Source organism: Terribium retamae (genome assembly GCF_022347545.1).
Classification (GTDB): domain Bacteria; phylum Pseudomonadota; class Alphaproteobacteria; order Rhizobiales; family Rhizobiaceae; genus Mesorhizobium; species Mesorhizobium retamae.
The window spans coordinates 345,129-370,465 of sequence record NZ_JAKREW010000001.1; the positions used below are offsets into that span (position 1 = coordinate 345,129).

Below are 25,337 nucleotides of genomic sequence, written 5' to 3' on the forward strand. Positions count from 1 at the left end.
CTGTGACTGATCGGCTCCGCGTCACCATTCTTGGCTGCGGCTCGTCACCGGGCGTGCCGCGCCTGAATGGCGACTGGGGCAACTGTGATCCTGCCAATCCCAAGAACCGCCGCATGCGCGCCGCGGCACTGGTTGAGCGCATCAAAGCCGATGGCGCCAGGACCACGGTTGCTATCGACACCGGCCCGGATTTCCGCGCCCAGATGCTGATGGCGTCAGTCAGGCACATCGATGCCGTGATCTACACGCATGCGCATGCCGATCACATCCATGGCATCGATGATCTGCGCACCTTTGTCATCGGCCAGAACCGCCTGATGGATATCCACGCAGACGGACCAACGATGGGACGCCTTAAACAGGGCTTTGGCTACTGTTTCGAAACGCCACCCGGAAGCTCCTATCCGCCAATTTTGCGGCCACATCTCATCGAGCACCGCCAGCCATTCGTGGTGGGAGGAGAGGGGGGTGCCCTCACCTTCGAGCCGCTGCCGCAAGTGCATGGCGACATCATTTCTCTCGGCTTCCGTCTCGGCCAACTGGCATATTGCCCGGACGTGTCCGATTTTCCGGCATCGACCGCCGCCCGATTGAACGATCTCGACGTCCTGATCATCGATGCGCTGCAATACAAACCACATCCGAGCCATTTTTCGCTGGCTGAAGCGTTGTCGTGGATAGAACGGCTCGCGCCAAAGCGAGCTGTGCTGACCCATATGCATGTCCCGTTGGACTATACAGCCGTGCAAACTGAAACGCCCGAGAATGTTGAACCGGCGTTTGATGGGATGATCATCGAAATCCCATACAATTCAATGTGAAACACGTACTTGCTTACACGCGCAGTAAGCTCGGCTTGGAGAGAGTTTATCGTCTAGTGATCGCTTGCGACTGCATCACTGTGTGGCGGCGCGTATTGCAGCACAAAGCGCAATGGCACGCGACTCAACTCAACCATTCGCCCCACACCAGCAAGTTCCATAATCTATCTTATGCGACTTTTATTCGTGTAGCTCTTGCGTCAAGCGAAAGAAAACCGGCCTGAACTTCATGGCCGTTTTCTAAAGCGTCTTAAGCATGAAAACGCAGGCCTGCTGACACTTGAGCCAAGCAGGTGCTCGCCCCACTCCAGAGTGTCGTAGCCCATGGCTGTGTAGAACGCATGCACCGTGACGGACGAATGCAGGTTCAGTTCCTTAAGGCCTCTCTCGTGCAGTGTGTTCAAGCTTTTGGATCAATGCTCGACAATCTCGGCAGAATAGTCACAGGCGGCTGTCGTGCGGACTGCTGAATGATGGGCTTCAAGCGCATCGCGCGCGTCGTCCGGACTGACGGGGCGGATAACAAAACTCACAAACCTCGCCCCCAGCTGCCTTATTCACTCACGAATTGAACACCGAGCGAACGCAGTGACCGCCAACGAACCCTCGCCATGCGCGGGGCAACATTTCCTTCCCCTATGGTCAGACTGAAAATTTGCGGGACACCATCTGTGTTATCAAAATCCAGCTTTGCCCCATTTGGGGACAGACTGCGAACTGTCGCTTCGCGGGTGCAATAGCCGCCAAAGAAGGTCAAAACACCGCGTTTCAGCACGCGATGACGTGTTTCGCCGCGTTGCTCTACCTCGCTCCGCGCATTCTTAGGAGATTCCTGAACGATATTCATGACATTCCCTCTCATTCCTGACAGGAACGAAGCAGATTCCATGCCAAACCTGCTAAACTAATCCCCGCCGTAAGAATGAAGAGAGTTCGATGACAGAAATTGCCGAACGGCCGGAAGATCTACCACGGCTCCTGGTCGAACGGTTGATCGCTCGAGACGCTGATGGACTTGCGTTGCTCTATGAAGAGGATGCAGTCATGGCTTTGCCTGGTGGAGAGATTGCCTCAGGCAGAACTGCCATTGGCAAAGCGTTTCGAGCTTTCCTTGAAACAGTACCTTTCGTAGAGCCGGGAGCGCAGGCTCGTGTCCTAAGGAATGGAGATCTGGCTATTACGTCAACCCGGCTTCCGGACGGGACCATCACCGTTGAAGTCGCCCGGCAGCAATCCGACGGATCATGGCTTTGGGTAATTGATCATCCGGCGCTCTATCCCGGCTCTAAAAGTTAGGTCCCATTTCAACCTTGCGTCACCCTGCCCTTGAGCCGCAATTGCGACATTTCTACCCTTGCGCCCCCAACGACGTTACACATCAATCACGCCTTCCGAGAACCATCATAAAAACGGGCGTACCGATAAAAATCCCGGCAATGGAGAACAACGGTCCATAAATCAGCGCGCTCATCGGAATGAAAGAAACACATTCTCCAATGCCATCACTCAAGCAATTGTGCGTACCGCCTTCGAAAATGCCGTAGATGGGCAGAAACAACCCGGCGACAATTAGACTGGTAAAAACCGCCAAAATCGCGGATACAATCAGTTTTATAAAAGTGCTCATGGTTTTGGAATATATACATTTATTGGCCTCAGCCAACTTGTCGTCCTGAAACCGGACAGCCGGTGAAATCCAGCGAAGTGGTGGCGCATTGTTCCAATTGAACCTTCGAGGATTTCCGTTTCGGAAGGTCCTGATCAAATGGCCCATCTGTCTCCTTTGCGGCTTCGTCACATTCGCCACAAGCTTCGCCGAAGAGACATCCACCTGGGCAGAGCAGACGTCAGGTACCACCGACGTTTTCGGCATAGGATCTGTCCAATATACGGTCACTTTCGGTCCGCAATCACGGTGGAATGGAGCGACGCCGGCGACCGAACACAAACGATCTACGAGGGTATTTATGACAAGCCTCCCGCGAGGGTCTGGGGCAATCTTGGTCATCTATGCGTTTCGATGGAAACTTGCGCGCGATATGAGGACGCCTGCACAACGCATGTGATGGCTTATCGATACGACCTCGCAGCAAAGTCTTTCGAGGAAATCCAAGGCGGGGACCGGAGATGTCTGCGGTGACGGATATCGTTGCGCAAATTGCCGGGAGCGACATCATATGTCCTTCACCGCTCCACCCACCAAGGCCCTGCCCTGAAGTTTTCGTCGGCTATCCAGCCATCAAGCCCGCCTGGCCGCGACGCCAGTAAGCGGCAGCTATGGTCTGATCCCGGTCGAGCTTCATTTGACCTCGCCAGGTCTCGCGGACGAGCTTGGCTGCTTCCGCCTCTGCCGCAAACCAGCCGAAGGCGGTGCCTTCCTTCGGCCATTCGGCCGACAGAACCTGTTCGGCCAAGCGTCCATCCGTTCCCGGCGCCTTGCCGTTGCGCTCCAGCCAACGCAGTTCGATCTGCGTTGCGTTGTTTATCCGTTGCCTTTCGGCACTGTCAGCGATTTCAACGAAAGCGATCCCCCTCGTTTGCGGTGGCAAAGTTTCCAGCAACCGGCCCACTGCGGGCAGGCCCGTTTCATCGGCGCCCATCACATACCAGTCAGCTGACCGCACGGGGCGTCCGACCGGTCCCATGATGCCGACCTTTTGACCTGCCCTCGCCTGGATAGCCCAGGCCGAACCAACGCTTTCCCCTTCGTGGATGAGGAAATCCACATCCATGTGGCCGGCCTCCAGATCAAGTGCGCGAATGGTGTAGACGCGAGCTGTCGGCCTCTTCTCGTCCGAAGGCCACACCGGCAATCCGTTCGCCCCGAGGCTTGGCCAAACCGGATCCGGATTGGCCTGCGTCGAAAACAGAATGCGAACGTGCATTCCCTGGAACTTGCCGAAACGACCGAGATCATCTCCAGCCAGCCGAATGCGTCGCATGTGCGGGGTCAAATCGGCAACATGGATAACCGTCATTTCCCGGAACTGGGCGGGGCGAGTGTCCCGAGCAAGATCCCCTGTCCAGATGATCTCAGGCTCGTCCAGCCTGGCGTAAATCTCGATTGCTGTGGCCAGAATGTCCTTGATACGCGCGAGGCCGTCACGATCGTCGGAGCTGGCGCGCAAGACCAGCAGGTCGGCATTCATCTCAAACCGGGCCTCACCGAACGCGAAGCGGAAATCCGCTCGATCCTTGTGTTGAGATATCCTGGCTTCGAAACTCTGTACCCTGTCGATGATCTGATGCAGATAATTCGCCAGGTTCGGCAGCCGCACTCTGGCTTCGCAATTCAACACGGTCATGATCTCCCTTCCTCAACCGCCAATGCGACCGGTCAGGGCAATCTTGAATGTCCTGCCCTTCCCCTGTTCGGTTGCAGCCGTGGTCGACCATGAACTCTGCGGGTCCGTGTAGGACGTGTTGAAGACGTTATCGATTCCGAAATCCAGCTGGGCATGATCGTTGATCTGCCAATTGGCGAAAACATTCACGAGGTTGAAGCCGGGGTCGACGATCGATGGGTCCTTCGGCCGCGACCGGTTCGTGCGTGTGATCTTGCCGATGCTGAGATATTGCGCTCCGAAGCTCAGCTTGTCCTCAAGCGCGCGGAAGCCGATTGTTGCAGCGAACCGGTCGAGCGGCGTGTTGTTCAAGGTCTGGCCGGCGTAGATGCCATCGACGATCTTGGCGTCCACCAGCGCGCCGGACAGATTTACGAAGCCCGCGCCATAGTCATAGACCATTTCTGCCTCGACGCCCTTGAGCCGAGCATCGCCGATGTTGATGGCCGTCCGCGGCGTCGTGGTCAGATCGACGTCGATGTAATCCTCGACATCGGTGTGGAACAGGTTGACCTTGCCGCGAACAAGGTCACCGGCCGTCAGCACGTCGTTGTATTTGAGATTGACACCGGCTTCCCAGCTTCTTGCCGTTTCCGGCCGCAGGAGAAGATTGGGAATGTAGGTGTCTCCGGAACCATGCGCGCCGCCACCGCGGTAGACGTCCTGAAGTCCGGGCGCCCTGTAGCCCTCCGAGTAGGTTCCATACACTTGGAACCCCTCGACCGGGGTAATTCCGACGGTGACACGAGGCGACCAGCGGTCTCCCGAGACCGAGGCGTTAACCGGCGGCTTCGTTCGGGTCTGCCCGTCAAGCGTGTATCCGTCGTAACGCAATGCGGTGATGACCTGCAGCCAGTTGCTATAGTCCCCCTGCCATTGCAGGAACCCGCCATAGCCCTGTTGCTTGCCTGCACCAAAATGGGCCGCATCCGAATCTCCGGTCAGATGGTAGTAATCGGCACCATATGTGACGGTGTGTGCGATCCCTGCCCCGTCGAAGCGCGAGGAATTCTTCAGGTTGAACCCGGTCGTCGCGACCTCATAATAGCGTGATTGACCGATCGCCGATTTCGGCCAGACTTGCGCCTGATCCGCCTTGGTTCGGTTGTGGTAGAGATTGGCACTGAAGTCGATCAAATCGTTGCCTTCAGGCCGGAACGAGTACGCGGTGGTATAGGTCTGGTTCACCGTGTCGGCATCGTAGCGGCTCAAGGTCGGCGATGTAGATCCGCTCGAACCGGTAATGAAGTCATTGTAATTCTGCAGGATCAGGCCAAGCTTGAGCTCATGTCCATCTGCAGGACGCAGTGTGGTCTTAAGGTAGCCACTTGTCACCGTCTCGCCGGTCCAAGGGACCTCGTCTCCGTTGCCATCCTTGTAGGCGTCGCGGTTGCGGTAAACCAGGTTACCGATCACATCCGCATCGTCGCTGAATCGATAGGCGCCGGTCGTGCTGGTGGTAAAGCCCGTGCCGTTGCTTTCGTAGCCGAGTTTCTCGCTGAGCGCCCACCGTTCCTCCGCTATGAGGAAATCGCCCGCATCTTTGGTTTCGAAGGAAACCACGCCGCCGATGCCGCCCGAGCCATAGGCATTGGAGACCGGACCACGGATGACAGTCGCTTCCTTGATCAATTCCGGCTCCACGTAAAATGAGCCGGAGCCATGACCTACACGCCAATAGTCCTGGCGTGCGCCGTCCAAAGTAACCACAACCCTGCCATACTGCTCCAGTCCACGTATGTTGATCGCGGTTGCCGGATCGTCTCCGTTCATCGATGCCGCAACGCCGGGCGTGGCACGGAAGATATCTGCAGCCGTATCTGGCTGGATTCGCTCGATCTCCGTGCCGTCGACGGCACTGATTGCCGCCAGTGCGTCGACCACGGCACCTTTCACCATGGTGGCGGTGATGGTGATGCGATCGAGCATTGTCGGTTGCTGTACTTCTGCGGCACTCAACCGCTCGGTCTTGCCCGTTTCAGCTGTCGACAGCGCGCTCTGGGCATTCGCCGGCCAACCCATCAGTGTGCAGCATAGAATTGGAAGCGCCGTACCGGCCAACCATGCCGTCTTGTGTATAGATTTCATTCCGGATCGAGCCCCCGCGCTCATGAAATGCATGGCTGGCGGTACCCGACGGGCGCTGCTGGCAGTTTGAATAGGCTGCCGATTGGCGGCAGCAGCGGTTAGATATTTAAACTTGATGACATTAGTCAACTTTATTCGTATAGACTTCAAACGGAAAAACGACATCCTTCGAAATCAAGGACCAAGCCGTGGCTACAGACCTGCATCCGGGTAATGTTGTGGTCTCTCGTTCGACAAAGCGCGTGGGAGCCCTCGTGCTGTCCTTCCTGATGGTAGCTATTTTCATCTGCTCCAACGCGGAAGCCGCGGAAGTTGTCGATGCTAGAGGACGCCTGGTCGACACGGGCGCGGCCAAGCGAATTGTCACGCTCGGGTCCGACATCACGGAGATCGTCTACGCGCTCAACGCTGGCGAGCGCATTGTCGCCGTCGACCGCGGCAGCAGATATCCTCAGGCCGCAGCCGAGAAGCCGAATGTCGGTTACAGGCGCAAGCTTTCGGTCGAAGGCTTGGCGGCGCTCGATCCGGATTTGATCATCGCGGCGGATGACATTGGGCCTGCGGAAGCCGTCGATGTGCTGTCATCCCTGACGATCCCTATTGTCTATGTTCCGGAGGACAACTCGCGCGACGGAATTCGACGCAAGGTCGAGCTTGTCGCTGCGACGCTCGATCTCGAGAAAGCTGGGACGAACTTGTCCCGCCAGGTGATGGAAACGTTCGACGTCGCGACAAGACTTACCGCCGATATTCCGACAGAACGGCGTAGGAAAGTGGTGTTTTTTCATGGCCTCGTACGCCTGACGGCGGCCGGTGCCGACACTGCGGCTGATGCCATCATCCGTTATGCCGGCGGCATCAATCCGATGGCGGAAGTTGTTGGTTACAAGGCCGCTTCGGAAGAGAAATTGATCGAGCTTGCGCCTGACGTCATCCTGATGATGGGCGATGGCAAGGGCGGCCCGACAGCGAGTGAGGTGTTTGCCGTGCCTGCGCTCGCTGCCACCCCTGCAGCGAGAACCGAGGCGCTTCTTGTGCTCGACGGAGCCTACATGATTGGTTTCGGCCCGCGCACGGCTGATGCCATACGCGACCTGGCCCGAGCCCTGTATCCGGATATCGCCGCCGGCAACTGACGAACTCCAAGCGGCTCGCGGTCAAATGCTCCGGGCCGGACCGTTCAGACCCGCTACGACAAAGTGGCAAATTCCGACGCCTGCCTCAGATGTTGCCGCAGCAAGGCTTCGGCCCAATCCATGTCGCCCGCATCGATGGCGTCTAGTATGGCCAGATGTTCGCGACACGACTGTTCAATGCGTTCCGGAGGCAGCTCATCAAATCCCGCCGATTCCTGCATGCGGCGCAGATTGTTCTGCTGGCGCACCGCGTCGGCCAGAAAGCGGTTGCCCGAGCAGATCGCCAGCCCCTGATGGAATGACGCATTGATGCGAAACCACTCGTCGCCACCGATGCTGCCGGTATCGCTCAGCACCCGTTCATGCGCTCGCCTCACCGGTGTCAGCACTTGCGGGTCAGCATGGAAGCCGGCAGAGCGCAGCGCAGCGCATTCGACCGCAGCGCGGAACTCATAGCTCTCGCGATAGGCATCCTCGCCGACCAGCGAATCCGCAAAGCGCCAGCCATGCCCCGGCAGACGCTGCACCAGGCCTTCGGCGGCAAAACGCAGCAGGAGCTTGCGGATGATGCCGCGCGAGACGCCATAGCGCGGGATCAGTTCGGCTTCCGAAACCTCCTGTGGCAGGTCTCCAAGCGCGCGCTCGCGCATCATGCGCCGATAGAGCTCCTCGAGGGGCGAACTGGGGAGCACCTCGGCCGTATCGAGGCCGGTGACATCGAGCGCAACCTGCAACCCACGTGTTTCCAACGGGGCCAAAATACCTTTTGACACCAGGAGTTCGAGGGCCCCGCTGACCGGCGAGCGCGAGACACCAAAGGTGCGCGCGAGATCCGGCACGGAAATGCGGGTTCCAACCCCCCAGCCTGAATCGCGAATGCGATCGAGGATACGCCGCGCCAGATCGATCTGCAGCGGGCTTGCCGCCTCGCCTCGATCGCCGTCCTCCTCATGCCGATCCATGCAACCTCCTGATTGGAGCTTCGCATTATAGTCAGCACTCGCGACATAACGAAGAGGGTGATTTCCTAAAAATAATGCTTTTCATGTAATCAAAATGCATTATGCTCAAACTTCATCGTTTTCGAGGTGCCCGCATGACAGTCGTTCCCCACTTCCCGCTCGTCGACGTCAGCGGAACGCCATCCCAACGTGGGCGAGCTTATGGTGAGCAGGCGCGGGATCGCATTGGCCTGTCGATTTCGCTCTACGCTTCGCAGCTGGTGAAGCTCGGCTTCGCCGGCGAGGAAATCAGCCGATTCTCTGGGCTCTTCCTCCCACGCCTCCGGGAATGGGCGCCCGATCTTGTCGAGGAGATGGAAGGCATCGCTGCCGGCGCAAATGTCGACTTGGCATCGATCCTGATGGTCAACGCGCGCACAGAAGTGCTGCAGCTGGCACGGCGCGAGAAAGGCATAGCCGACGACGAGCCGGACGGCTGCACCGGTGCCGTGATCCTGCCGGACGCGACACGCGACGGCCGATTGATTCATGGCCAGAACTGGGACTGGCGCGCCGAATGCGCCGAAACCTCCGTCGTGCTGCGCATCAGGCGAGCTGACGGCCCCGATCTGCTGACTTTCACCGAAGCCGGCGGACTGGCCCGCAGCGGCTTCAATGCAGCCGGCATCGGCATCACCGCCAACTATCTGGAATCGGATCGTGACTATCGCGAGATCGGCATTCCCCTGCCCTTCATCCGACGTCGAGCGTTGGAAGCAGCGCATTTCGCCGATGCCGTCCGTGTCGTGGCGATTACGCCAAAGTCGGGCTCCAACAACATGATCCTGTCCACGGCGGAGGGTTTCGCCGTCGATCTGGAATGTGCTCCGGACGAGGCTTTCTCCATCTATCCCGACAATGATCTCATCGTGCATGCCAACCACTGGCAGAGCCCCGTCGCCTTGTCGAAGCTCAAGGAAACGGGCTTGAAAGACGTGCCGGACAGTTTCTACCGTGACTACCGGGTAAAGCGCCGGCTTACGAAGAGCCAGGGCGACATCACCGCAACCGATCTCAAGGACGCCCTTTTCGACGAATTCGCCTGGCCGCTCAGCGTCTGTAGGCCGCCGGTCCGCAAGGAGGGCGGGAACATCTCCGCAACAGTTGCGATGATCATCTTCGAACCAGCCGCCGGTTTCATGGAGATCGCGCCGCTACCCGCTGAATGCCGTGAATTCACCCGCTACGATCTCGCCATGGATGACGCCGTGCTTGCCCGCATCGAACGCAGCAGCAGCGGCCGTCCCGAAACCGTAGCTCGTGCCGTGGGAGAAAGATGACTCGCTTTATCCTCACCCGTATCGCCAGCGCGATACCGACACTGATCCTGGTATCGATTGCCGTATTCGGCCTGCTTCGCTTTATCCCGGGAGATCCGGCCGCCCTGATGCTGGGGGACCTCGCCAAGCCTGGCCAGGTCGAAGCCATGCGTATCCAGATGGGCTTGGACAAGCCCGTCGTTGCTCAATACCTGATCTGGGTCGGCAATGCGCTGACCGGTGATTTCGGCAAGTCGATCAGCACAGGACAGGATGTCCTGCCGCTCATTCTCAACGCGTTTTCCGTTTCCGCCAGCATCGTTCTCCTTGGTGTGCTCATCGCCGCCTTGATTGCTGTTCCAGCCGGCATGCTGGCCGCGTGGCGACAGAACAGCCCCGGCGATGTAGGCGTCATCGCAGTGTCCACCATCCTTCTGTCGATCCCGAGTTTCTGGCTCGGCCTCATGCTCCTGCTCGTTTTCGGGCTCCATCTCGGCTGGTTGCCAGTCATCGGCTACGTGCCTTTCAGCCAAGGCTTTTGGCCGGCGCTCGTCTATATCGTGCTGCCGGTCACCACGCTGGTCTTGAGCGAAGCAGGGCCAATCGCCCGCATGGCGCGTGCCAGCACCATCGAAGTGGCCCGGCTGGAATACATTACCCACGCCCGGGCGAAGGGCCTGTCTGAGCCGGCGGTGATGTGGCGCCATGCCTTCAAGAACGCGTTCGCACCGACATTGACGCTGATCGGCTTCGTGCTTGGCAGCCTGCTCGGCGGCATTGCCGTCATCGAGACGGTCTTCACTCTGCCGGGTCTCGGCCGATTGTTGGTCGATGCCATCTATGCGCGGGACTATCCCGTGGTTCAGGGCACGATGCTTTTCGTGGCGGCGATCTACGTCGTCGTCAATCTGATCGTGGACCTGCTCTATCCCTTCCTCGATCCGCGGGTTGCAGCATGATCGCGCTGGCGCTTGGACAATCCCGTTTGAAATTTAATGCCGTCTTCGGCATCACTGTGACCACCCTCCTGCTTGTCACGGCAATAGCCGGACCATGGCTGGTGGGCTACGATCCGCTGAAGCTCGACCTGCCCTCTCGGCTGGCCGGCCCCTCAGCGCGACATCTGCTTGGTGCCGACGAGTTCGGACGCGACATTCTCAGCCGTCTGGTGAGCGGTGCACGCACCAGTGCCTGGATCGCCTTCGCAACGGTACTGTTCGCGCTCGTCACCGGCACGGTGTTCGGCATTGCGGCCGGCTTCCTGCGCGGCTGGACCGACCGTATCCTGATGATGATCAACGATGCCTTTCTCGCCTTCCCCGGCTTGCTTCTGGCGCTCGGCATCATGGCCGTGATCGGGGCCAGCCGCGACGGCATCGTGCTGGCACTGGGACTTGCCTATATGCCGATCGTCGTGCGCGTGGTGCGCGCTGCCGTGCTGTCCATCCGCGAGCGCGAATATGTCGAGGCCTCGCGTGTGATGGGCAACAGCGAGTTCATCACCATGGCTCGCCACGTGCTTCCCAACTGCGTCGCGCCGATCATCGTGCTGGCCACGACCATGTTCGGCTGGGTGATCCTCTCGGAAAGCGCGCTTTCTTTCCTCGGCCTCGGCGTTCCGCCACCCGCGCCGAGCTGGGGCAGTATGCTGTCGACCGCCCGCCCCTATATCAGCCAGGCGCCGCATCTCATTATCCTGCCCGGTCTTTGCATCTCCATCACATTGCTCGGCATCAACATGCTTGGTGATGCGGTTCGCGATTGGCTCGATCCCAAACTCTGAGGTCACGATGATGGATGGTATGGCCTTTGAGAAGAATGACATGCTTTCGGTACGTGACCTGACCATAACAGTTGGCCCAAGCGGCAAGCGCATCGTCGATGCGCTGAGCTTCGACCTGGCCGCGGGCGACATGATGGCACTGGTGGGTGAATCCGGTTCCGGCAAGACGATGGCGGCTCGTGCCATCCTTGGCCTGTTGCCACAGCCTTTGGTGACAGCGCCGCAAAGCCGGATCCTGTTCAAAGATAGTGACCTCACTCGTCTCGAACCCAAGGCTATGCGCAAGGTGCGCGGCGCGGAGATCGGCATGGTTTTCCAGGAGCCGATGGTCTCGCTCAATCCGGCCGTCACCATTGGTGAGCAGATGGCGGAGGGCCTGCGCCTGCATCATAAGCTCGCCAAGGTAGAAATCCGCGACCGTTCACTGGCAATGTTGGAGCGCATCCGCATCAAGGAACCCGCAAAGTGCCTGGCCGCTTATCCGCACGAATTCTCCGGCGGCATGCGCCAGCGCATTATGCTGGCATCGGTCATGCTGTTGAAACCGCGGCTGCTCATTGCCGACGAGCCCACCACGGCACTCGACACGCTGGTGCAGCGCGACGTGCTGGACCTAATGGTCGAACTGACACAGGCCAACGGCACTGCGGTGTTGCTGATCAGCCATGACCTCGGCATGGTCTCCCACTACATCCCCAATGTCGTCGTGATGAGCGAGGGCAAGGCAGTGGAGAGCGGTCCGAGCTCTGAAGTCCTCCGCGCACCGACGCACGACTACACGCGTCGACTGCTCGATGCGCTGCCGCAGAGGAGTGCCGGCGGCACCCGTGGCGGCGATTGCGGCAAGCCGATTGTCGAAATTCGCGATGTCGTCATCGACTATCCCGGCCGCAATCGGCTCTTCTCCAGGACGGAGGCCAAACGCGCAGTTCATGGCGTCGATCTCACGGTTCGCCGAGGCGAGACGCTGGCACTTGTCGGAGCGTCCGGATCTGGCAAGACCACGCTTGGCCGCGCCATTGTAGGCCTGGTCAAGCCGACATCCGGTGAGATCTCGTTTCTCGGTGCAGAGGGGCTTGAACCGGCGGATCGTCATGGTCGCCATCGCGAGATGCAGATCGTCTTCCAGGACCCCTATTCTTCGCTCGACCCGCGCCAGCGAATTGCCGACATTATCGCGGAACCGCTTAAACTCGACAAATCGATGAGCGCTGCCGAACGCGAGCGGCGTGTCGAACAGGTTTTCACGGAAGTCGGGTTGTCATCGGATTTCCGCAGACGCTTTCCGCATCAATTGTCGGGAGGACAGCGTCAGCGCGTTGCGATCGCGCGCGCCATTGTCGGGCGCCCTGCTTTCGTGGTGGCCGACGAACCTGTCTCGGCGCTCGACATGACCGTGCAGAAGCAGATCCTGCTGCTGATCCGTGAATTGCAGGCACGGCATAATTTCGCCTGCCTGTTCGTTTCGCATGATCTTGGTGCAGTCGAGCAGGTCGCCGACCGCATCGCCGTCATGCAGGACGGGCGCATCGTCGAGATTGGCGAACGCGACGACGTCATCGATCGGCCGCAACACCCTTACACGCGCCAGTTGCTGGAAGCAGCGATGCTGATTGATCGCCGCTTTGCGGAGACCAATCCGCTGGAACAGGCGATGGCGCGCTGATGGCGCGGCATCAAACTGGGTACGAATGCGCTGACAGCCCTGTCATACGATGATCTCGCGCCAGCTTTCGTGGCTAGGCGGCCCTGCGCAGACGGAAAGCTCTACGTTTTCTCCGAGCGAGTAGATCACCGAACCGATCGTCATCGGTGCGGTCAATGCCGCACTTTGCGGTGTTATTGAGACGATGCCACCTGGCCGTCGTGCGGCAAGAATTGCTTTGACTGCCGCGACATCGGGCGTGGCGGCAATATCCGTCTGCAGGCTATGCAACCGGCCGCGAGAATCCTCGCTGCCCTCCATTCGCACGGTCTCGTCGCGTCGGTCGGTACTGATCAATGGATGATTGGTATGTGGGGAACAGCCGTTCGAGAACGGCACCTGGACAGCACCGCCCGCCGAACATTCGAAAGTGCGCGCCTCGCTTCGATCACCCAATTGATAGTTCTGGCCTGACGCGTGCGGCACCCGAACAAGGAAATCGCCGGCGGCAGCAACCGACCCGCGCGTCAGCGCGCCGCGCATGACGAAGGCTACAGGCAGCCCGCGCGGATTGACGGCAAGCTGGCTCAGCGTATTGACGCAGATGCCGAGACCGCGCCCAGAAACGCCCATCAGGCCGATCATGCCTGCTGAGGTGAAAACCAGACTTTCGTGATTTCCGTCCCGGATCTTGAGCAGTGCCTGGGCGCCATCGTGCCAGCGCGGCAGATCCATCGTCTGCGCGACCAGCGCCGGCAAGCCATCGGAAGGCGCTACTGCGAGACTGCTGCAGTGAGCGGCGTTCGAACGACCCCACCACCATTCTTCATCCATCAATTGAAGCGCATAGGCGGTTTCCTCGGGCAACCCTGCGCCGTCGGCGATACCGACGACTTCATCGGCAAGATCCGGAGTGTGTTGCGCAATCGCCGCGCGGAAATCCGTCGCCTCAAGGAAACGAGGAAGGAACAGCGAGGCAGACATCGCATAAGCTTCGCCGATCGCTTCTCGCCAACGCTCCACCTTGGCGGAAATCACGCCGCGCAGCGCCTCACCATGCGCCTGCCCTCGCCGCCGCGCATCTCCGGCACAGTCGACAACAGGCAAGTCCTCAGTGCGCATTGATCATCTCCATTCGCTCATGCCCGGAATTTTGGAACGCCCGAAAACATGATCGGGGGCCCGCGCCCCCGATCCAACGGATATTTGTCGGGGTGACCGCTACTCGGATTTCCACACACCCCAGGTCCGCGGGTTCTCGGCCGGCCAGGCGGTATAACCTTTCACTTTCGACGAAGTTGCCTCTACCGACGGCTCAAAATAGAGGCCGAGCATCGGCACTTCTTCGGCCATCAGCGTGTGCAACTGCTTGAAAACAGCCTTGCGCTCTTCGAACTTATCTGTAGCTACCGATTTGAGATAAAGCTCCCAGGCCTTTGGACTGTCCCATTGAGCTGTCGGGTCGGTTTTCTTGTCGCCCATGATCGTGCTATACATCAGCGACGGGTCGAAACGGGCGGAAAAACCGAACGATTGCAGTTGGAATTTGCCGGCCAGATAATTGTCCAGCTGCGCCGCCCAGTCGAGCACCTCCAGTTCTGCATTGAATCCGGCAGCCGTGAGCATGGCCTGCAGAAGAACCGAGTTCTCGTACATGCCCTGATAGCGCGTGTTGGTCTGGATCTTCAACTTTTCGCCTTTGTAGCCGGCTTCCGCTGCCAGCGCCTGAGCCTTCGTCGGATCGTATTGCGGCCATTGCGAGGAAAAGCTGTCGTCATAGAAAGCGGTCGCGGGCGCCACGGCCGAAGGATCGGCCTTGGCCAGGCCGTTGGTGCGAGCAGCGGCGATCTGTGAGATGTCCACGGCATGCGCCAATGCCTTCCGCATCTTCGGATTGGACAAAAGCGGATCGTTGGTCTGCAGAAGGATCGCTGTCCAGGACAGCCCCTGCGACGAGACCAGGTTAACGCCGCGAGACTTTGCTTCTTCAATGCGCGTCGTTTCGAAGTTGGGCAGGATATCGATCTCGCCCGCAAAAAGTGCGGCCTCGGCAGCAGAGGTGTCGGGAATGATCGTAAAGCGGACGTGATCGACATAGGCCTCACGGCTGCCGGCGAAGCCGCTCGGCTCCTCAGCAATCGGTTTGTAGCCATCGAACCGATCCAGCGCGATATATTGCCCTTTGACCCATTCCTTCAGCTTGAATGGGCCACTGCCGATCGCTGAATCACCGATCCATTTGCCGTCGGCGCCGACATTCTTGGGGCTGGCGACCCAGATATTAGCCTGGAGGCCAGCCAGCAGAGGCAAAAAGAGCGCGTTGGGTGCATTCAGCTTGAACGTGACGGTGCGCTCGTCGACTACCTCGACGGCTTCGACCTTGAGGCCCTGGGTGCCGTCAAAACTGGTGATGAACAACCATTCGTTGGCCGGGTTCATCCGACGTTCCCAGTTCCACTTCACATCGGCGGCGGTAACCTTGTCGCCATTGTGATAGACCGCCCCTTCGCGTAGCGTGAAGGTATAGGCCTTGCCGTCTTCTGACATTTTCCAGCTTTCCGCCAGCACCGGCCCGATCGACAGGTCGGCGCGGTAGCCGACGAGGGTCTCGAATATCTGATGCATGACCGTATCGGTGTTTGCATCGCGCTGAATGCCATTGGTGGAGCGGATGTCGGCATTCAGGCGGACATTGAGCGTACCGCCTTTCTTCGGCGGCTCCTCGGCCATCACGGGCAAGGCAACGGTGACCATGAGCGCGGCCGCCATCGCTTTAAGGATCTGTCTTCTTCCCACTAACAAGGCTGTTCCCATCTTTTTGTTCTCCAGCTGACGAATTGTTTTCGTTCTTAGCTGGACGCCGAATTCTGCTTCAGCGTCCTTGCGAAGAATTCCTTGACCTTGGGCACGAGATGCAGGTCGTCATGCGTGATGCCTGGCACGATGTCGTGCTGGACTGTGATGCCATGCTTTTCGAAACTCGCCTTCAGTGCACGCATACGGTCATTGCGAGTGGCTCCCGCAAGATCGGCTCCCGGCATCCACCAGGCGTCATCCTTTGTAATCGTGATCTCCCAGGTCTGCAGATCATCCCCACCGATGACCATCTGCACCGCGACCTTGCGCATTGCGTCGAGGTCGATCTTCTTGCCGAAAACCTTCTCGAAGTCGCGCACGCCGACCCAGAAATCGTTGTCAAAGTCGAGCAGCGTCACCACGCCCGGCGCACCGATCGAGGCAGCAAGCAACCGTTCTGGGTGCAGAAACAGGAAGCGGTGGGTGAAATGTCCTCCGCCCGAGAAACCATACATCATCACGCGCTCACCGCGGATGCGATAGCGCTCACGCATCTCTTCGATCATATCGAGCATCACGGCGTCGTAGTGGAGATCGCCGTGACGCAGCATCTTGTAGGATGACAGATCGCCCGGAAAACAAATGCTGGTCGGAAACAACGGCGCCAGCACGATGACGCCATTGGCTTCGGCGAAATCGGCAAAAGCGTTGCGATAGGCTTCCATGCCACGCTCGGTGCCGTGAACGATCACGGCAAGCGGATAGGTCTTGTCACCATCCTCATCGTAGTCCTGCGGAACATAGGCGCAGTAGGCGAAGCGCTGATCGTAACGCGAAGCGTAAACCGTCGTGTGCCCGAAATCGTAGTAGGAGAGCTTCTTGCCGTGCCCTTGGACGTTCCGCATGTCACCCTCTTCGACGCTTCTTGTTGGCAATGACTATTTCATGATTTTGTTTAACTGAAAAGCATATTTTTGAAGAAGTCATGGCAATCAAGCGCACTTTGCATCCATCAACGTCAAAGCCCGAACGCCTGGCAGCATTTCCGTGGCGACAAGATCATGTGCATGTCGTGGGCAAAAGCTGCCTGGCCTCGTTGCAACGCTTGCGATACGGCGCGCCAGCAGCCATTATGTCCTTGAAATAATGCGAGCTTCGGCCGCCGAACGCTTGAGCGCAATCGACACGCATTGTGGCTTTCGCAATTTGAACTGTAGCTAGATGCGTGGATTTCAGACGCTGAAGTAGCGCACCGCCAATGGCCGAAAAGATGCAACTTGGACTGACTGCCGTCGATACCGCACCTCTGCACGAAAAAGTCTATCTTGAGATCGTCCGTGCGCTGATGTCGGGCCAGTTTGCGCCCGGCCAGAAGCTGACGTCGCGAAAGGTCGCCAAGGAACTCGGGACCAGCGACATGCCGGTGCGCAGCGCCTTCATGCGCCTTCAGGCGCTGAGAGCCTTGAGCCCACTGCCCAATGGCAGCATGGAAGTCCCGGTCATCTCGGCCGAACGGTTTTCCCAATTGACGGCGGTACGCACGCTTCTGGAAGGCTCGGCGACGGAACTTGCCGCGCAGCGCATCAATGGCAATGCGCTGCGCACGATCCGCCGCAACTGCGCCGAACTGACCGAGGCCGCTCAGGCCGGCGTCATCAACGACTACCTGCGCAAGAACTACAATTTCAAATTCTCGATCTACCGCCACTGCGGCAACGATCAGATGATTTTTCTGATCGAGACCGTGTGGATGCAAGTTGGCCCGTTCCTGCGAAACCTGACCACGGGCTACGAGGACAATCTCGCCTCCATCCTCGACATCGACTACCACGATGAGGCCGTAGCGGCGATCGCAGAGCATGATGGCGCCCGTGCCCGCGCCGCCATCGTCAGGGATATCAATGACGGCTATCAACATCTGCTGAAGCACGTCAAATTCCCCGAGGCCTGAGCCCGATCAGCCTGGCTTCTGGCCGAAAGCGGAGACTTTCTTCATCAGCTTGATCATCACCTGATCCATTGCCTCGTCGATCGGATTGCTTTCCGCCGACTGCCTCACGATTACCGTTTCCGTTTTGGGATCGATCCAAAGCCATTGGCCATGGATTCCCATCGCCGCCAGTTGGCCGGCGCCGGTTTCGTACCAATAGTTGCGGTAGCTGCCGTTGGGCAGACAATTGGCCTGGTCGCCTGCTGCCCAGATGGCGCGGTCGCCGCCTTCCCAGAGACCTGCCACCCATTCCGCAGGGATCACGCCGCGACCACCCTGGCGCACCAGTTCACCGACACGCGCGAGATCGCGTGCGGTCATCGAAATGCCCCCGGATGCACGCGGATTTCCGGCCCGGTCTACTGTTATATGCGCATCGGTATGGGCTCCCATCGGCCGCCATAGCAGGCGACTGAGCAGCTCCGCAAAACGTTCGCCGGCGGCCCGCTCGATCACCAGCGCAGCCATGTCGGCGTTGGGCGAACGATAGAGGTGCTTCGTCCCGTGCGGATGTGAGGCTTTAGGCAGTGTGCACAGAAAGCTCTTGAGATCCGGCGTCGCTTCATCCTTGTGCTCGGGGTTCCAGAGCATGGCCCTCCTGTAGCGGTCGAACGCACCGCTGCGGTCGAGATAGATCTCATCGAAGTCGATGCTCACCTGCATGTTGAGCAGGTCGCGGACAGGAACATCCCCGTAGGCTGAACCAATCGCTTCCGGAACATAGTCGCCGGCGACGGCATCCAGCGAGAGCTTGCCGTTTCCGACCAGAGCTCCGGCCAGAAGGCCGGTGATCGACTTCGACACCGAGAAGACCAGATGCGGCTTGGAGGCGTCGTTGTGGTCGGCACACCACTCGGCGATGAATTCGCCACCGCGCATGATCACGAAGGCATCGGTGTGGTTCTTCACCAGGAAGTCACGCAGGCTGCGCGATTCCCCGTCGAGATCCTCGACCGCGATGTCTGCGAAATCGCCCAGTTCGCATGCCGGGCTTTCCTGCAAACGGGCACTCCGGATTGTAGCCGTCGGCACGAGCTCGGCGGCGTTGTGAAACGCCCAGGACGAATGCGGCCTCGTGCGCCAATTCGCCAGATCGATCTGCGCACGGTCTGTTATGGAGTTTTGCATTTTTTCTTCCGTATTGAACAAAGGAGACAAACCGCACGAGATCTCGGCAGGCCAAGCCGCTCGCGGCTACTCGCGCTCTCTGCCGAATTTCCAGTAACCCATCAGGTTTGCGAGCCGTCGATCGATCCCGCGCTCCTTGACGAGTGCCGTGCGTATCCGGCTGACCGCTCCGGTCTCTCCGGCCACCCAGGCGTAGAATGTGCTGGGTGCGGATGACGCACGATCCCAAAGCAGATCGTCGCCATCGGGCTCCACCAGCGCCTCGGCATTCGAAGCGGACAAAACTTCCTCCGGCAGCTCAACCTGACTGGCAGCCGTTATCATCTTGTCGCCATATGCATGCGTTTGCCCGGCGGAGCCTTCGCGGACCAGCCAACGCACATCGAGGCCGCCCCAGGACGGCAGGTCGAGCTTATCGGCCTCCGCCGGAACCTCCAGGAAGGCATCGACACGCGGTGGCAGGGCGCGCGCAGCCAATTCCTCCAGAATGCCGGCGGCCGCCGGCAGCGCGGTTTCATCGGCAAGCAGCAGAACGTGCCGGGCACCCGCCGGCGGCTGCCACTCGTAGCCACCAATCTCGCCGCTGTACTTCGCGTTCGGCGCCGATATCTGTATGGGGTCGCCGGGTTGTGCATTCAGGGCCCAGCGTGATGCCGGCGCATTGCCGCCGTGCAGCACGAAATCGACATCGACCTCGCAGCGATCAGCACGCAGATATCGGATCGTGTACGTGCGCATGGGCGCTCGCTCGCGCGGCGGCACGGCGCGATAGATATCATACCAGTCTGGCCGGTTCGGGATCGCCGGCAAGGTCCCGTCCGCTTTCGGGAAAAACAGCTTGATGCGTTGGTCTGGCGCGAATGTCGCCATGGCGGCAACGTCGTCACCGGTAAAGGTGATGCGTGCCATATGGGGCGACAGGATCTGCCTGCCAGCGTGACGAACATCGAAAATGCGATAAGCGCTCTGTTCAGCCACGAGGAGCCCCTTTTCCGGCGCTTCCAACCTGCCTAGTGACCGCGGCGATAGCAGCCACACGTTCTTCATTGGAAGCAGCAATCGAACCGTCGGCGTTCCACAGGCTGTTTTCAAAGCCCACCCGTGCTTTTCCTCCAGCGGCAAGCGCGGCGGAAAGTGCCTCGGTTTCGCCGCGGCCGAAGGCGCACACCATCCAATCCGGTTGAACCGGCAGCGTGGAAGCGGCTTCCAGGAAAGGCTCCAGATCGTCGGCGCGGCTTTCCTGGTCTACGGAATAGCGACCGAGAACGTAAAGCACCGAAAGACCTGCTTCCGGTACGACCCCGCGCCTGATGAGCTCCGCGAGCCTGAGAACGTCACCGGCATCATAGACAATGTGCTGAACGGCGATGCTTTGGCTAACGCACCAGTCGTAGAAGTCGGCAGCAACCGTCTCGGTATCCTCATTGGGGACGAATTCACGGACCGCAGCGGAAATCGCGCGGGGCCGCAAGTCCCGCACCAACGCCATCTGCTCTGCGGGCGTGTAGAGGCCCACAGCCTCGGTAGTGACCTGGACCATCATCTCCGGCACAGCCATGTTGATCAGCCCGATAACCTGCCGGTAGCGACCAGCATCAAGCACATGCCGGCCACCGGTGTCCCGCACATGCAGATGGATGCCCCCTGCCCCCGCCGCAAAACATGTTGCCGCAGTCGTGGCAATTTCCTCTGCGGAGATCGGCAGGCGCGGGTGGTCGGCCTTCGTGCGTCGGGCGCCGTTCGGTGCAACCATGATGCGCGGCAGGATCGGCATGTCGCTCATGCGGCGCTCTCCAGTGTGCGCAGCAATGCAATCAGCAACCTGTCGCGGCGCACCGCCAGTTCTTCGATACTCTTGCCTGCAGCCTCATCCTCGATGCCCGCAACCAAGGCGTCACAGGTTTCCGCATCCAGCTGCGGGGAACCAAGCGATGCCCACCGGGCTTCCTGTGCCGGGCCGAGATGTTTCAGATAGGAGGCGATACCGCCCTCGCCGCCGCCAAGGTGATAAAGCATGTGCGGGCCGTCGATTGCCCAGCGCAGACCGGGGCCCGAGCGGATGGCTCGATCGACGTCCGCAACGCTGGCGATACCTTCGGCAACGATGTGCACAGCTTCGCGCCACAGAGCCGCCGTCATGCGGTTCGCAACGTGCCCGGGAGCTTCACGCGCCACCTTGATCGGCACCTTGCCGATGCGCTCCATGAATTCATACGCGGCGTCTTGCGCCGCCTGTGCCGTCGCCTCCCCTTTCACCAGCTCGACAAGAGGAACGAGATGCGGCGGATTGAAGGGATGCGCAACCAGGACCCGTTCCGCGTGCCTGCACCGCCGCTGCAAATCGCTGGCCATGAATGAAGAGGTGCTGGAGCCGATCACCACATCAGGCGCCGCGACGGCATCGATTGCGGCAAGCAGATCCTGCTTGAGCGACAGTTGTTCGGGCGCGTTCTCCTGAACGTAATCGCAAGCGACCAAAGCGTCTTCGAGACGCTCGAAAAAGAAGAGATTGTCCACGCATACACCGGCGACAGGTTTCAGCTGTGACAGATCTCGAAGCGCATCATCGACGGTTTTGCGCATTCGCATTTCCGCGCCCGGCTGAGGATCATGGGCGCGCACTTTGAGACCGGAACGCAGGAAAAAGGCTACCCAAGCCGAGCCGATCAGCCCTGTGCCGACAACAGCGACCGTCTCGATCGTCTCAGATCGAAAAGTCCCCGCCTTCATCATTTTCAGAGATGCTCTTCACGGACGAGGTCTGCCGTCACCTCGTCGATCGCGTCGCGCAATGTCTCGGCAAGTCGCGACAACTCTGCCTCCGTCACCACAAAGGGTGGGGACAGCGCGATCACATCGGAGTTCGGCAATGCGCGGACCAGCACACCGCGACGGCGCGCCGACAAAGCGACACGACCGGCGACTTTCAGCGAAGCCGGAAATGCCGCCTTCGTTGCCCGATCGGCGACAAGCTCCACGCCCATCATGAAGCCGGCGCTACGCACGTCGCCGACCAACCGGAGATTGAGCAGAGTCTCCGCAAAATACGACCTGAATGAAGGCGCCATCGCCGCGACGCGTTCGACAAGCTTTTCCCGTTCGAGAATGTCCAGATTGGCCAGGGCGGCCGCAGCGCAGGTCGGGTGTCCTGAGTAAGTGAAACCATGCGCAAACGGGCGCCCATCACGTGAGGCTTCTTCGAACACCGACCAGATGCGTTCGCCAACCAGAACCGCCGACAACGGCAGATAGCCACTGGTCAGGCCTTTGGCGGTAACGATCAGATCCGGCTCGATGCCATAGAGTTCGGACGCGAACCATGCGCCGACGCGTCCGAACCCGGTGATGACCTCGTCTGCGACGAGCCGGACGTCATGCTTGTCCAGCACTTTGGCGATCGCTTCAAAGTAGCCGGCTGGCGGCGGCAGCACACCGCCGGTACCCATCACCGGCTCGGCGATGAAACCCGCAACTGTATCTGCCTCCTCGGTGAGGATCGTTTCCTCAAGCTCCTGGGCGAGAAAGGCGGAATAGGATTCTTCAGTGGCACAGTCCCGCGCTGGCGCATCCCGATAAAAGTCAGGACGTGATACGTGCCTTGCGAAATCGAGCGGCAGTCCGAAGTTCTGGTGAACCATCGGAATGCCTGACAGGCTGCCAGCCGCCGCCGTCACACCATGATAGGCATAGGAGCGTGAGATGATCTTGCGTTTTTCCGGCTTGCCGCGAAGCATGTTGTACGACCACAGCATCTTCACTGCCGTGTCGTTGGCATCCGAACCGGACTGACCGTAGAACACACGCCGCATTCCGTCCGGCGCGAGTTTCAAAAGCCTTTCCGACAGCCTTATGCTCGGTTCGTTGGCAACCGTGTTGAAGGAATGGAAATAAGGCAGTTCCAGCGACTGACGATGGATCGCGTCGGATATTTCAGCGCGCCCGTACCCGACGTTGACGCACCAGAGACCGGCAGCGCCGTCGAGATAGGTCTTGCCGGAAACATCGGTGATGGAGGAACCCGATGCCCGCGCCATCACCAATGCCCCGTTGCCCTGCTGATCTGCGATTGCGGTGAAGGGATGAAACTGGGTCTCACGATCGAGGGCCACCAGAGCCTGGCCGTCAGCGCCTGCCACCATTTTCTGCTCCTCCCGAACCGGAAATGTTCAGCAACGTCAGTGCATCTTCTTGTATAATTTGCGATCGACGATCACACAATAGGAAGTCAATGATCCAGCCAAATCGTCTCAGAGGCGACGACAAAAAATCGATTCATCATTTTGTTTTTAAACAATTTATTTGAATAATGATCTCGAAAAATCGTGAAGATCTAGGCTCAAGACAGCCGAAAAAACTAGTTTTGATCGTCCATCGGCTAGGCTTCGACGCAAACCTTTCCGATCGGGCTGGTGGAGCAGGCTAGGACATAGCCTTCGTCCTTTTCTGCCTGGGAAAGCACCGACCGCTCTGGGTCCGCTGAATTGGCAGCCACACGCCATTCTCCGGATATCACCTTGCAGCGACAGCTTCCGCATATGCCGGCTTCGCAGTCGGACGTCAGCTCGACACTGACTTTGCGTGCCAGTTCCAGCAACGTGACCGTCCCGGAGCCGCTGATCGACTTGCCTGTCTTGAGGAAGGAAACCTGGTAGTTGCCGATTTCTGGCAACGGCATTGCCGCACGATCCGGCCCGAAGGTTTCCTCCAGAAACGGAAATTCCGGCTGCGGCGCCCAACCTTCGTAGATTTCACGAGCCTTGGCTCGAAAACCATCCGGGCCGCAACATAGAACTGCCCTGTCGGCAAAATCGGGGCACAGAGTCTGCATCATGGCTGCGTCGAGCCGTCCGGCCAGAATCCGCGCGTTGCGCTCGCCCTCAAGTCTCCCAGCCAATGCATTGACTTGCGTCGCCGCTTCCTTTCCCGTCAGGTTCCAGGAAAGCTTCAGTCGATCTCCCATCTGCGCCTTGATCGACAGCAGTTCGTGCAGAAAGGCAACGTCTGCGACGCCGCGCGCGCTGTGATGGAAGCAGACATCGAGCGGCAGGTTCGTATCGGCAATGAAGCGCAGCATCGATATCATCGGCGTGACGCCGCTGCCGGCAGACAACAGGGTGAGCTTCGTTGCAGCACCAGCCGCCGCGAGGTGGAAGCGACCGTTCGGCCCAAGCGAGCGTATGCTATCGCCAACCTGCAGCGTATCGTGCAACCAGTTGGAGACGCGCCCGTCTCCAACTCGCTTTACCGTCACCGAGATGTAGTGAGGACGCGACGGCGTTGAGGAGATCGTGTAGTTGCGGCGCACGGATTCGCCGTCGATATCAAGCAACAAGGTGATGAATTGGCCGGGCTTGTAGTCTACGGCCTGATCCACCTCGAAACGGAACGTACGGAAATCAGCCGCCTCGTCGACGATCGCCACACAGCGCAGCAGGCGCTCGTGGCTGCCTTGACGGGGAGCGGTGCCGCGGCCGGCCGTGAATGGCAGCCGCGTCACTGGCTGGGCATTCCCCGGCAGGATGGCGATGGCCGGTTTGCGTGACAAGATCTCGACCCGGTCGCCGACATGCAGCCGGCCAAGCGCTCGCGGAACCAGAAACTGGCCGAAATAGGCCTTGCCATCCTCTCCCCGTCGCTGGCGGCCGAGCATTGCCAGCGGCTCATGATCCGGCCTCGCCTCGCCAGTCGTGGGATCGAGCGTAGTCATCACGCAACGGTCACAAGCACCGACGGCCTCGAACTCGACGTCGCCGATCCGCACATGACGCCAGCCGTCTTCGTCGAAGGCCGCCACACCGCTGACGACAAGGTTGGGTCGGAACCGCTCCATTTCGACTTCAAGGTCGAGATAGCGATTGACGTCGGCAAGCGAAGCGAAATTCGTCAACAACAGTGGCGCTGTGTCGGCAAAACTAACTGTTCCACCAGGGCCAATGGCAAGCGGGCGGTGCGTCGCCGCACCCTTGACGACCATCCGACAGGAGCGATCAAGGAACCGCGTCAACCACCGGTGGGGCTCTTCGCCGGCATCGAGCGCCACGACATCGTCGCCCCAGATCGATACGTTTCGGGCGACATCGAGCTGGCTGCGCAAGAACACCAGAGGTGACATGCCGGGCGCAGCGAGAACGATCTCGTCGCCGTCCACATGCGTGCGGATTTGCATGAGACGTGGCGCATTGCGGGCGGTGAGACAGTCGCCGGTCTCATCGACCACCATCATGCGCCGATCGCCGGCCAACCCCTCGGCTTCGAGACGCGCCGTCGCGACCGGAACACCGGCGCCCGATTTCAACGGATAAAAGGTGATGCGCTCCAGGCGGCACGAAGTATCGAACATGACGGC

Annotated in this window: 22 protein-coding genes; 8 read left to right on the forward strand and 14 right to left on the reverse strand. The window is 59.6% G+C overall.

Going from position 1 to position 25,337, the window contains the following annotated elements; all coding sequences use genetic code 11:
• Positions 1 to 2 precede the first annotated feature (2 nt).
• A complete protein-coding gene (locus L4923_RS01560; protein ID WP_239361576.1) occupies positions 3 to 821 on the forward strand; it encodes an MBL fold metallo-hydrolase in 819 nt (272 codons plus the stop codon).
• A gap of 553 nt (positions 822 to 1,374) precedes the next feature.
• Here L4923_RS01560 and L4923_RS01565 read toward each other — a convergent pair.
• Positions 1,375 to 1,710 (reverse strand): PilZ domain-containing protein, encoded by a 336-nt coding sequence (locus L4923_RS01565; RefSeq protein WP_239361577.1) that lies wholly within the window; start codon positions 1,708 to 1,710, stop codon positions 1,375 to 1,377.
• Positions 1,711 to 1,757: 47 nt separating this feature from the next.
• Here L4923_RS01565 and L4923_RS01570 point away from each other — a divergent pair, with 47 nt between their 5' ends.
• On the forward strand, positions 1,758 to 2,117 hold the full coding sequence (locus L4923_RS01570) for a YybH family protein (protein ID WP_239361578.1): 360 nt from the start codon (positions 1,758 to 1,760) through the stop codon (positions 2,115 to 2,117).
• Positions 2,118 to 2,199: 82 nt separating this feature from the next.
• Here L4923_RS01570 and L4923_RS01575 read toward each other — a convergent pair whose 3' ends face one another.
• The 3 genes from L4923_RS01575 to L4923_RS01585 form a co-directional block, all read right to left on the reverse strand.
• Positions 2,200 to 2,829, reverse strand: coding sequence for a hypothetical protein (locus L4923_RS01575; protein ID WP_239361579.1), 630 nt, complete (start codon positions 2,827 to 2,829; stop codon positions 2,200 to 2,202).
• A 220-nt stretch (positions 2,830 to 3,049) separates the two neighbouring features.
• Entirely contained in the window at positions 3,050 to 4,126 is a 1,077-nt protein-coding gene (locus tag L4923_RS01580; RefSeq protein ID WP_239361580.1) for a siderophore-interacting protein, read from the reverse strand.
• A gap of 12 nt (positions 4,127 to 4,138) precedes the next feature.
• Positions 4,139 to 6,253 carry a TonB-dependent hemoglobin/transferrin/lactoferrin family receptor gene (locus tag L4923_RS01585; protein ID WP_239361581.1) on the reverse strand — a complete coding sequence of 705 codons (2,115 nt, stop codon included), beginning with the start codon at positions 6,251 to 6,253 and terminating at the stop codon, positions 4,139 to 4,141.
• A gap of 188 nt (positions 6,254 to 6,441) precedes the next feature.
• On the opposite strand from L4923_RS01585, the gene L4923_RS01590 reads away from it, so the two are divergent.
• Positions 6,442 to 7,389 (forward strand): heme/hemin ABC transporter substrate-binding protein, encoded by a 948-nt coding sequence (locus tag L4923_RS01590; RefSeq protein WP_239361583.1) that lies wholly within the window; start codon positions 6,442 to 6,444, stop codon positions 7,387 to 7,389.
• Between the two features lie 53 nt (positions 7,390 to 7,442).
• On the opposite strand, the gene L4923_RS01595 is transcribed toward L4923_RS01590, so the two are convergent.
• A complete protein-coding gene (locus L4923_RS01595) occupies positions 7,443 to 8,351 on the reverse strand; it encodes a GntR family transcriptional regulator (protein WP_239361585.1) in 909 nt (302 codons plus the stop codon).
• A gap of 134 nt (positions 8,352 to 8,485) precedes the next feature.
• Between L4923_RS01595 and L4923_RS01600 the strand changes: the two genes are divergently transcribed.
• Genes L4923_RS01600 through L4923_RS01615 form a run of 4 tightly spaced genes read left to right on the forward strand, consistent with a single transcriptional unit; the run spans position 8,486 to position 13,098 of the window.
• Entirely contained in the window at positions 8,486 to 9,670 is a 1,185-nt protein-coding gene (locus L4923_RS01600; RefSeq protein WP_239361587.1) for a C45 family autoproteolytic acyltransferase/hydrolase, read from the forward strand.
• Positions 9,667 to 10,608, forward strand: a complete 942-nt coding sequence (locus L4923_RS01605) for an ABC transporter permease (RefSeq protein ID WP_239361589.1) — start codon at positions 9,667 to 9,669, stop codon at positions 10,606 to 10,608. Before L4923_RS01600 ends, L4923_RS01605 begins: the two co-directional genes overlap by 4 nt.
• Positions 10,605 to 11,432, forward strand: coding sequence for an ABC transporter permease (locus tag L4923_RS01610; RefSeq protein WP_425530889.1), 828 nt, complete (start codon positions 10,605 to 10,607; stop codon positions 11,430 to 11,432). The genes L4923_RS01605 and L4923_RS01610 overlap by 4 nt, the downstream gene beginning before the upstream one ends.
• 40 nt (positions 11,433 to 11,472) lie before the next feature.
• On the forward strand, positions 11,473 to 13,098 hold the full coding sequence (locus L4923_RS01615) for a dipeptide ABC transporter ATP-binding protein (RefSeq protein ID WP_239361592.1): 1,626 nt from the start codon (positions 11,473 to 11,475) through the stop codon (positions 13,096 to 13,098).
• Positions 13,099 to 13,140: 42 nt separating this feature from the next.
• Here L4923_RS01615 and L4923_RS01620 read toward each other — a convergent pair whose 3' ends face one another.
• The 3 genes from L4923_RS01620 to L4923_RS01630 all read right to left on the reverse strand — a co-directional run bounded on the left by L4923_RS01620 (position 13,141) and on the right by L4923_RS01630 (position 16,778).
• Entirely contained in the window at positions 13,141 to 14,199 is a 1,059-nt protein-coding gene (locus L4923_RS01620) for a C45 family autoproteolytic acyltransferase/hydrolase (protein ID WP_239361594.1), read from the reverse strand.
• A gap of 99 nt (positions 14,200 to 14,298) precedes the next feature.
• Complete coding sequence (locus L4923_RS01625; protein ID WP_239361596.1) at positions 14,299 to 15,846, reverse strand: ABC transporter substrate-binding protein; 1,548 nt, start codon at positions 15,844 to 15,846, stop codon at positions 14,299 to 14,301.
• Between the two features lie 80 nt (positions 15,847 to 15,926).
• Positions 15,927 to 16,778: an alpha/beta hydrolase gene (locus L4923_RS01630; RefSeq protein ID WP_239361597.1), complete on the reverse strand. Its 852-nt coding sequence runs from the start codon at positions 16,776 to 16,778 to the stop codon at positions 15,927 to 15,929.
• 353 nt (positions 16,779 to 17,131) lie between these two features.
• On the opposite strand from L4923_RS01630, the gene L4923_RS01635 reads away from it, so the two are divergent.
• Positions 17,132 to 17,824, forward strand: coding sequence for a GntR family transcriptional regulator (locus tag L4923_RS01635; protein ID WP_239361598.1), 693 nt, complete (start codon positions 17,132 to 17,134; stop codon positions 17,822 to 17,824).
• 6 nt (positions 17,825 to 17,830) lie between these two features.
• Here the strand turns inward: L4923_RS01635 and L4923_RS01640 are convergent, their stop codons facing one another.
• The 6 genes from L4923_RS01640 to L4923_RS01665 form a co-directional block, all read right to left on the reverse strand.
• Positions 17,831 to 18,991, reverse strand: coding sequence for a serine hydrolase domain-containing protein (locus L4923_RS01640; protein ID WP_239361599.1), 1,161 nt, complete (start codon positions 18,989 to 18,991; stop codon positions 17,831 to 17,833).
• A 66-nt stretch (positions 18,992 to 19,057) separates the two neighbouring features.
• On the reverse strand, positions 19,058 to 19,969 hold the full coding sequence (locus L4923_RS01645; RefSeq protein ID WP_239361600.1) for a siderophore-interacting protein: 912 nt from the start codon (positions 19,967 to 19,969) through the stop codon (positions 19,058 to 19,060).
• Positions 19,962 to 20,774, reverse strand: a complete 813-nt coding sequence (locus L4923_RS01650; RefSeq protein WP_239361601.1) for a beta-keto acid cleavage family enzyme — start codon at positions 20,772 to 20,774, stop codon at positions 19,962 to 19,964. The genes L4923_RS01645 and L4923_RS01650 overlap by 8 nt, the downstream gene beginning before the upstream one ends.
• On the reverse strand, positions 20,771 to 21,724 hold the full coding sequence (locus tag L4923_RS01655) for a 3-hydroxyacyl-CoA dehydrogenase NAD-binding domain-containing protein (RefSeq protein ID WP_343302635.1): 954 nt from the start codon (positions 21,722 to 21,724) through the stop codon (positions 20,771 to 20,773). Before L4923_RS01655 ends, L4923_RS01650 begins: the two co-directional genes overlap by 4 nt.
• Positions 21,725 to 21,726: 2 nt before the next feature.
• Positions 21,727 to 23,130, reverse strand: coding sequence for an aminotransferase family protein (locus L4923_RS01660; protein ID WP_239361603.1), 1,404 nt, complete (start codon positions 23,128 to 23,130; stop codon positions 21,727 to 21,729).
• 236 nt (positions 23,131 to 23,366) lie between these two features.
• Entirely contained in the window at positions 23,367 to 25,331 is a 1,965-nt protein-coding gene (locus L4923_RS01665) for an MOSC N-terminal beta barrel domain-containing protein (protein WP_239361606.1), read from the reverse strand.
• Positions 25,332 to 25,337: the final 6 nt, after the last annotated feature.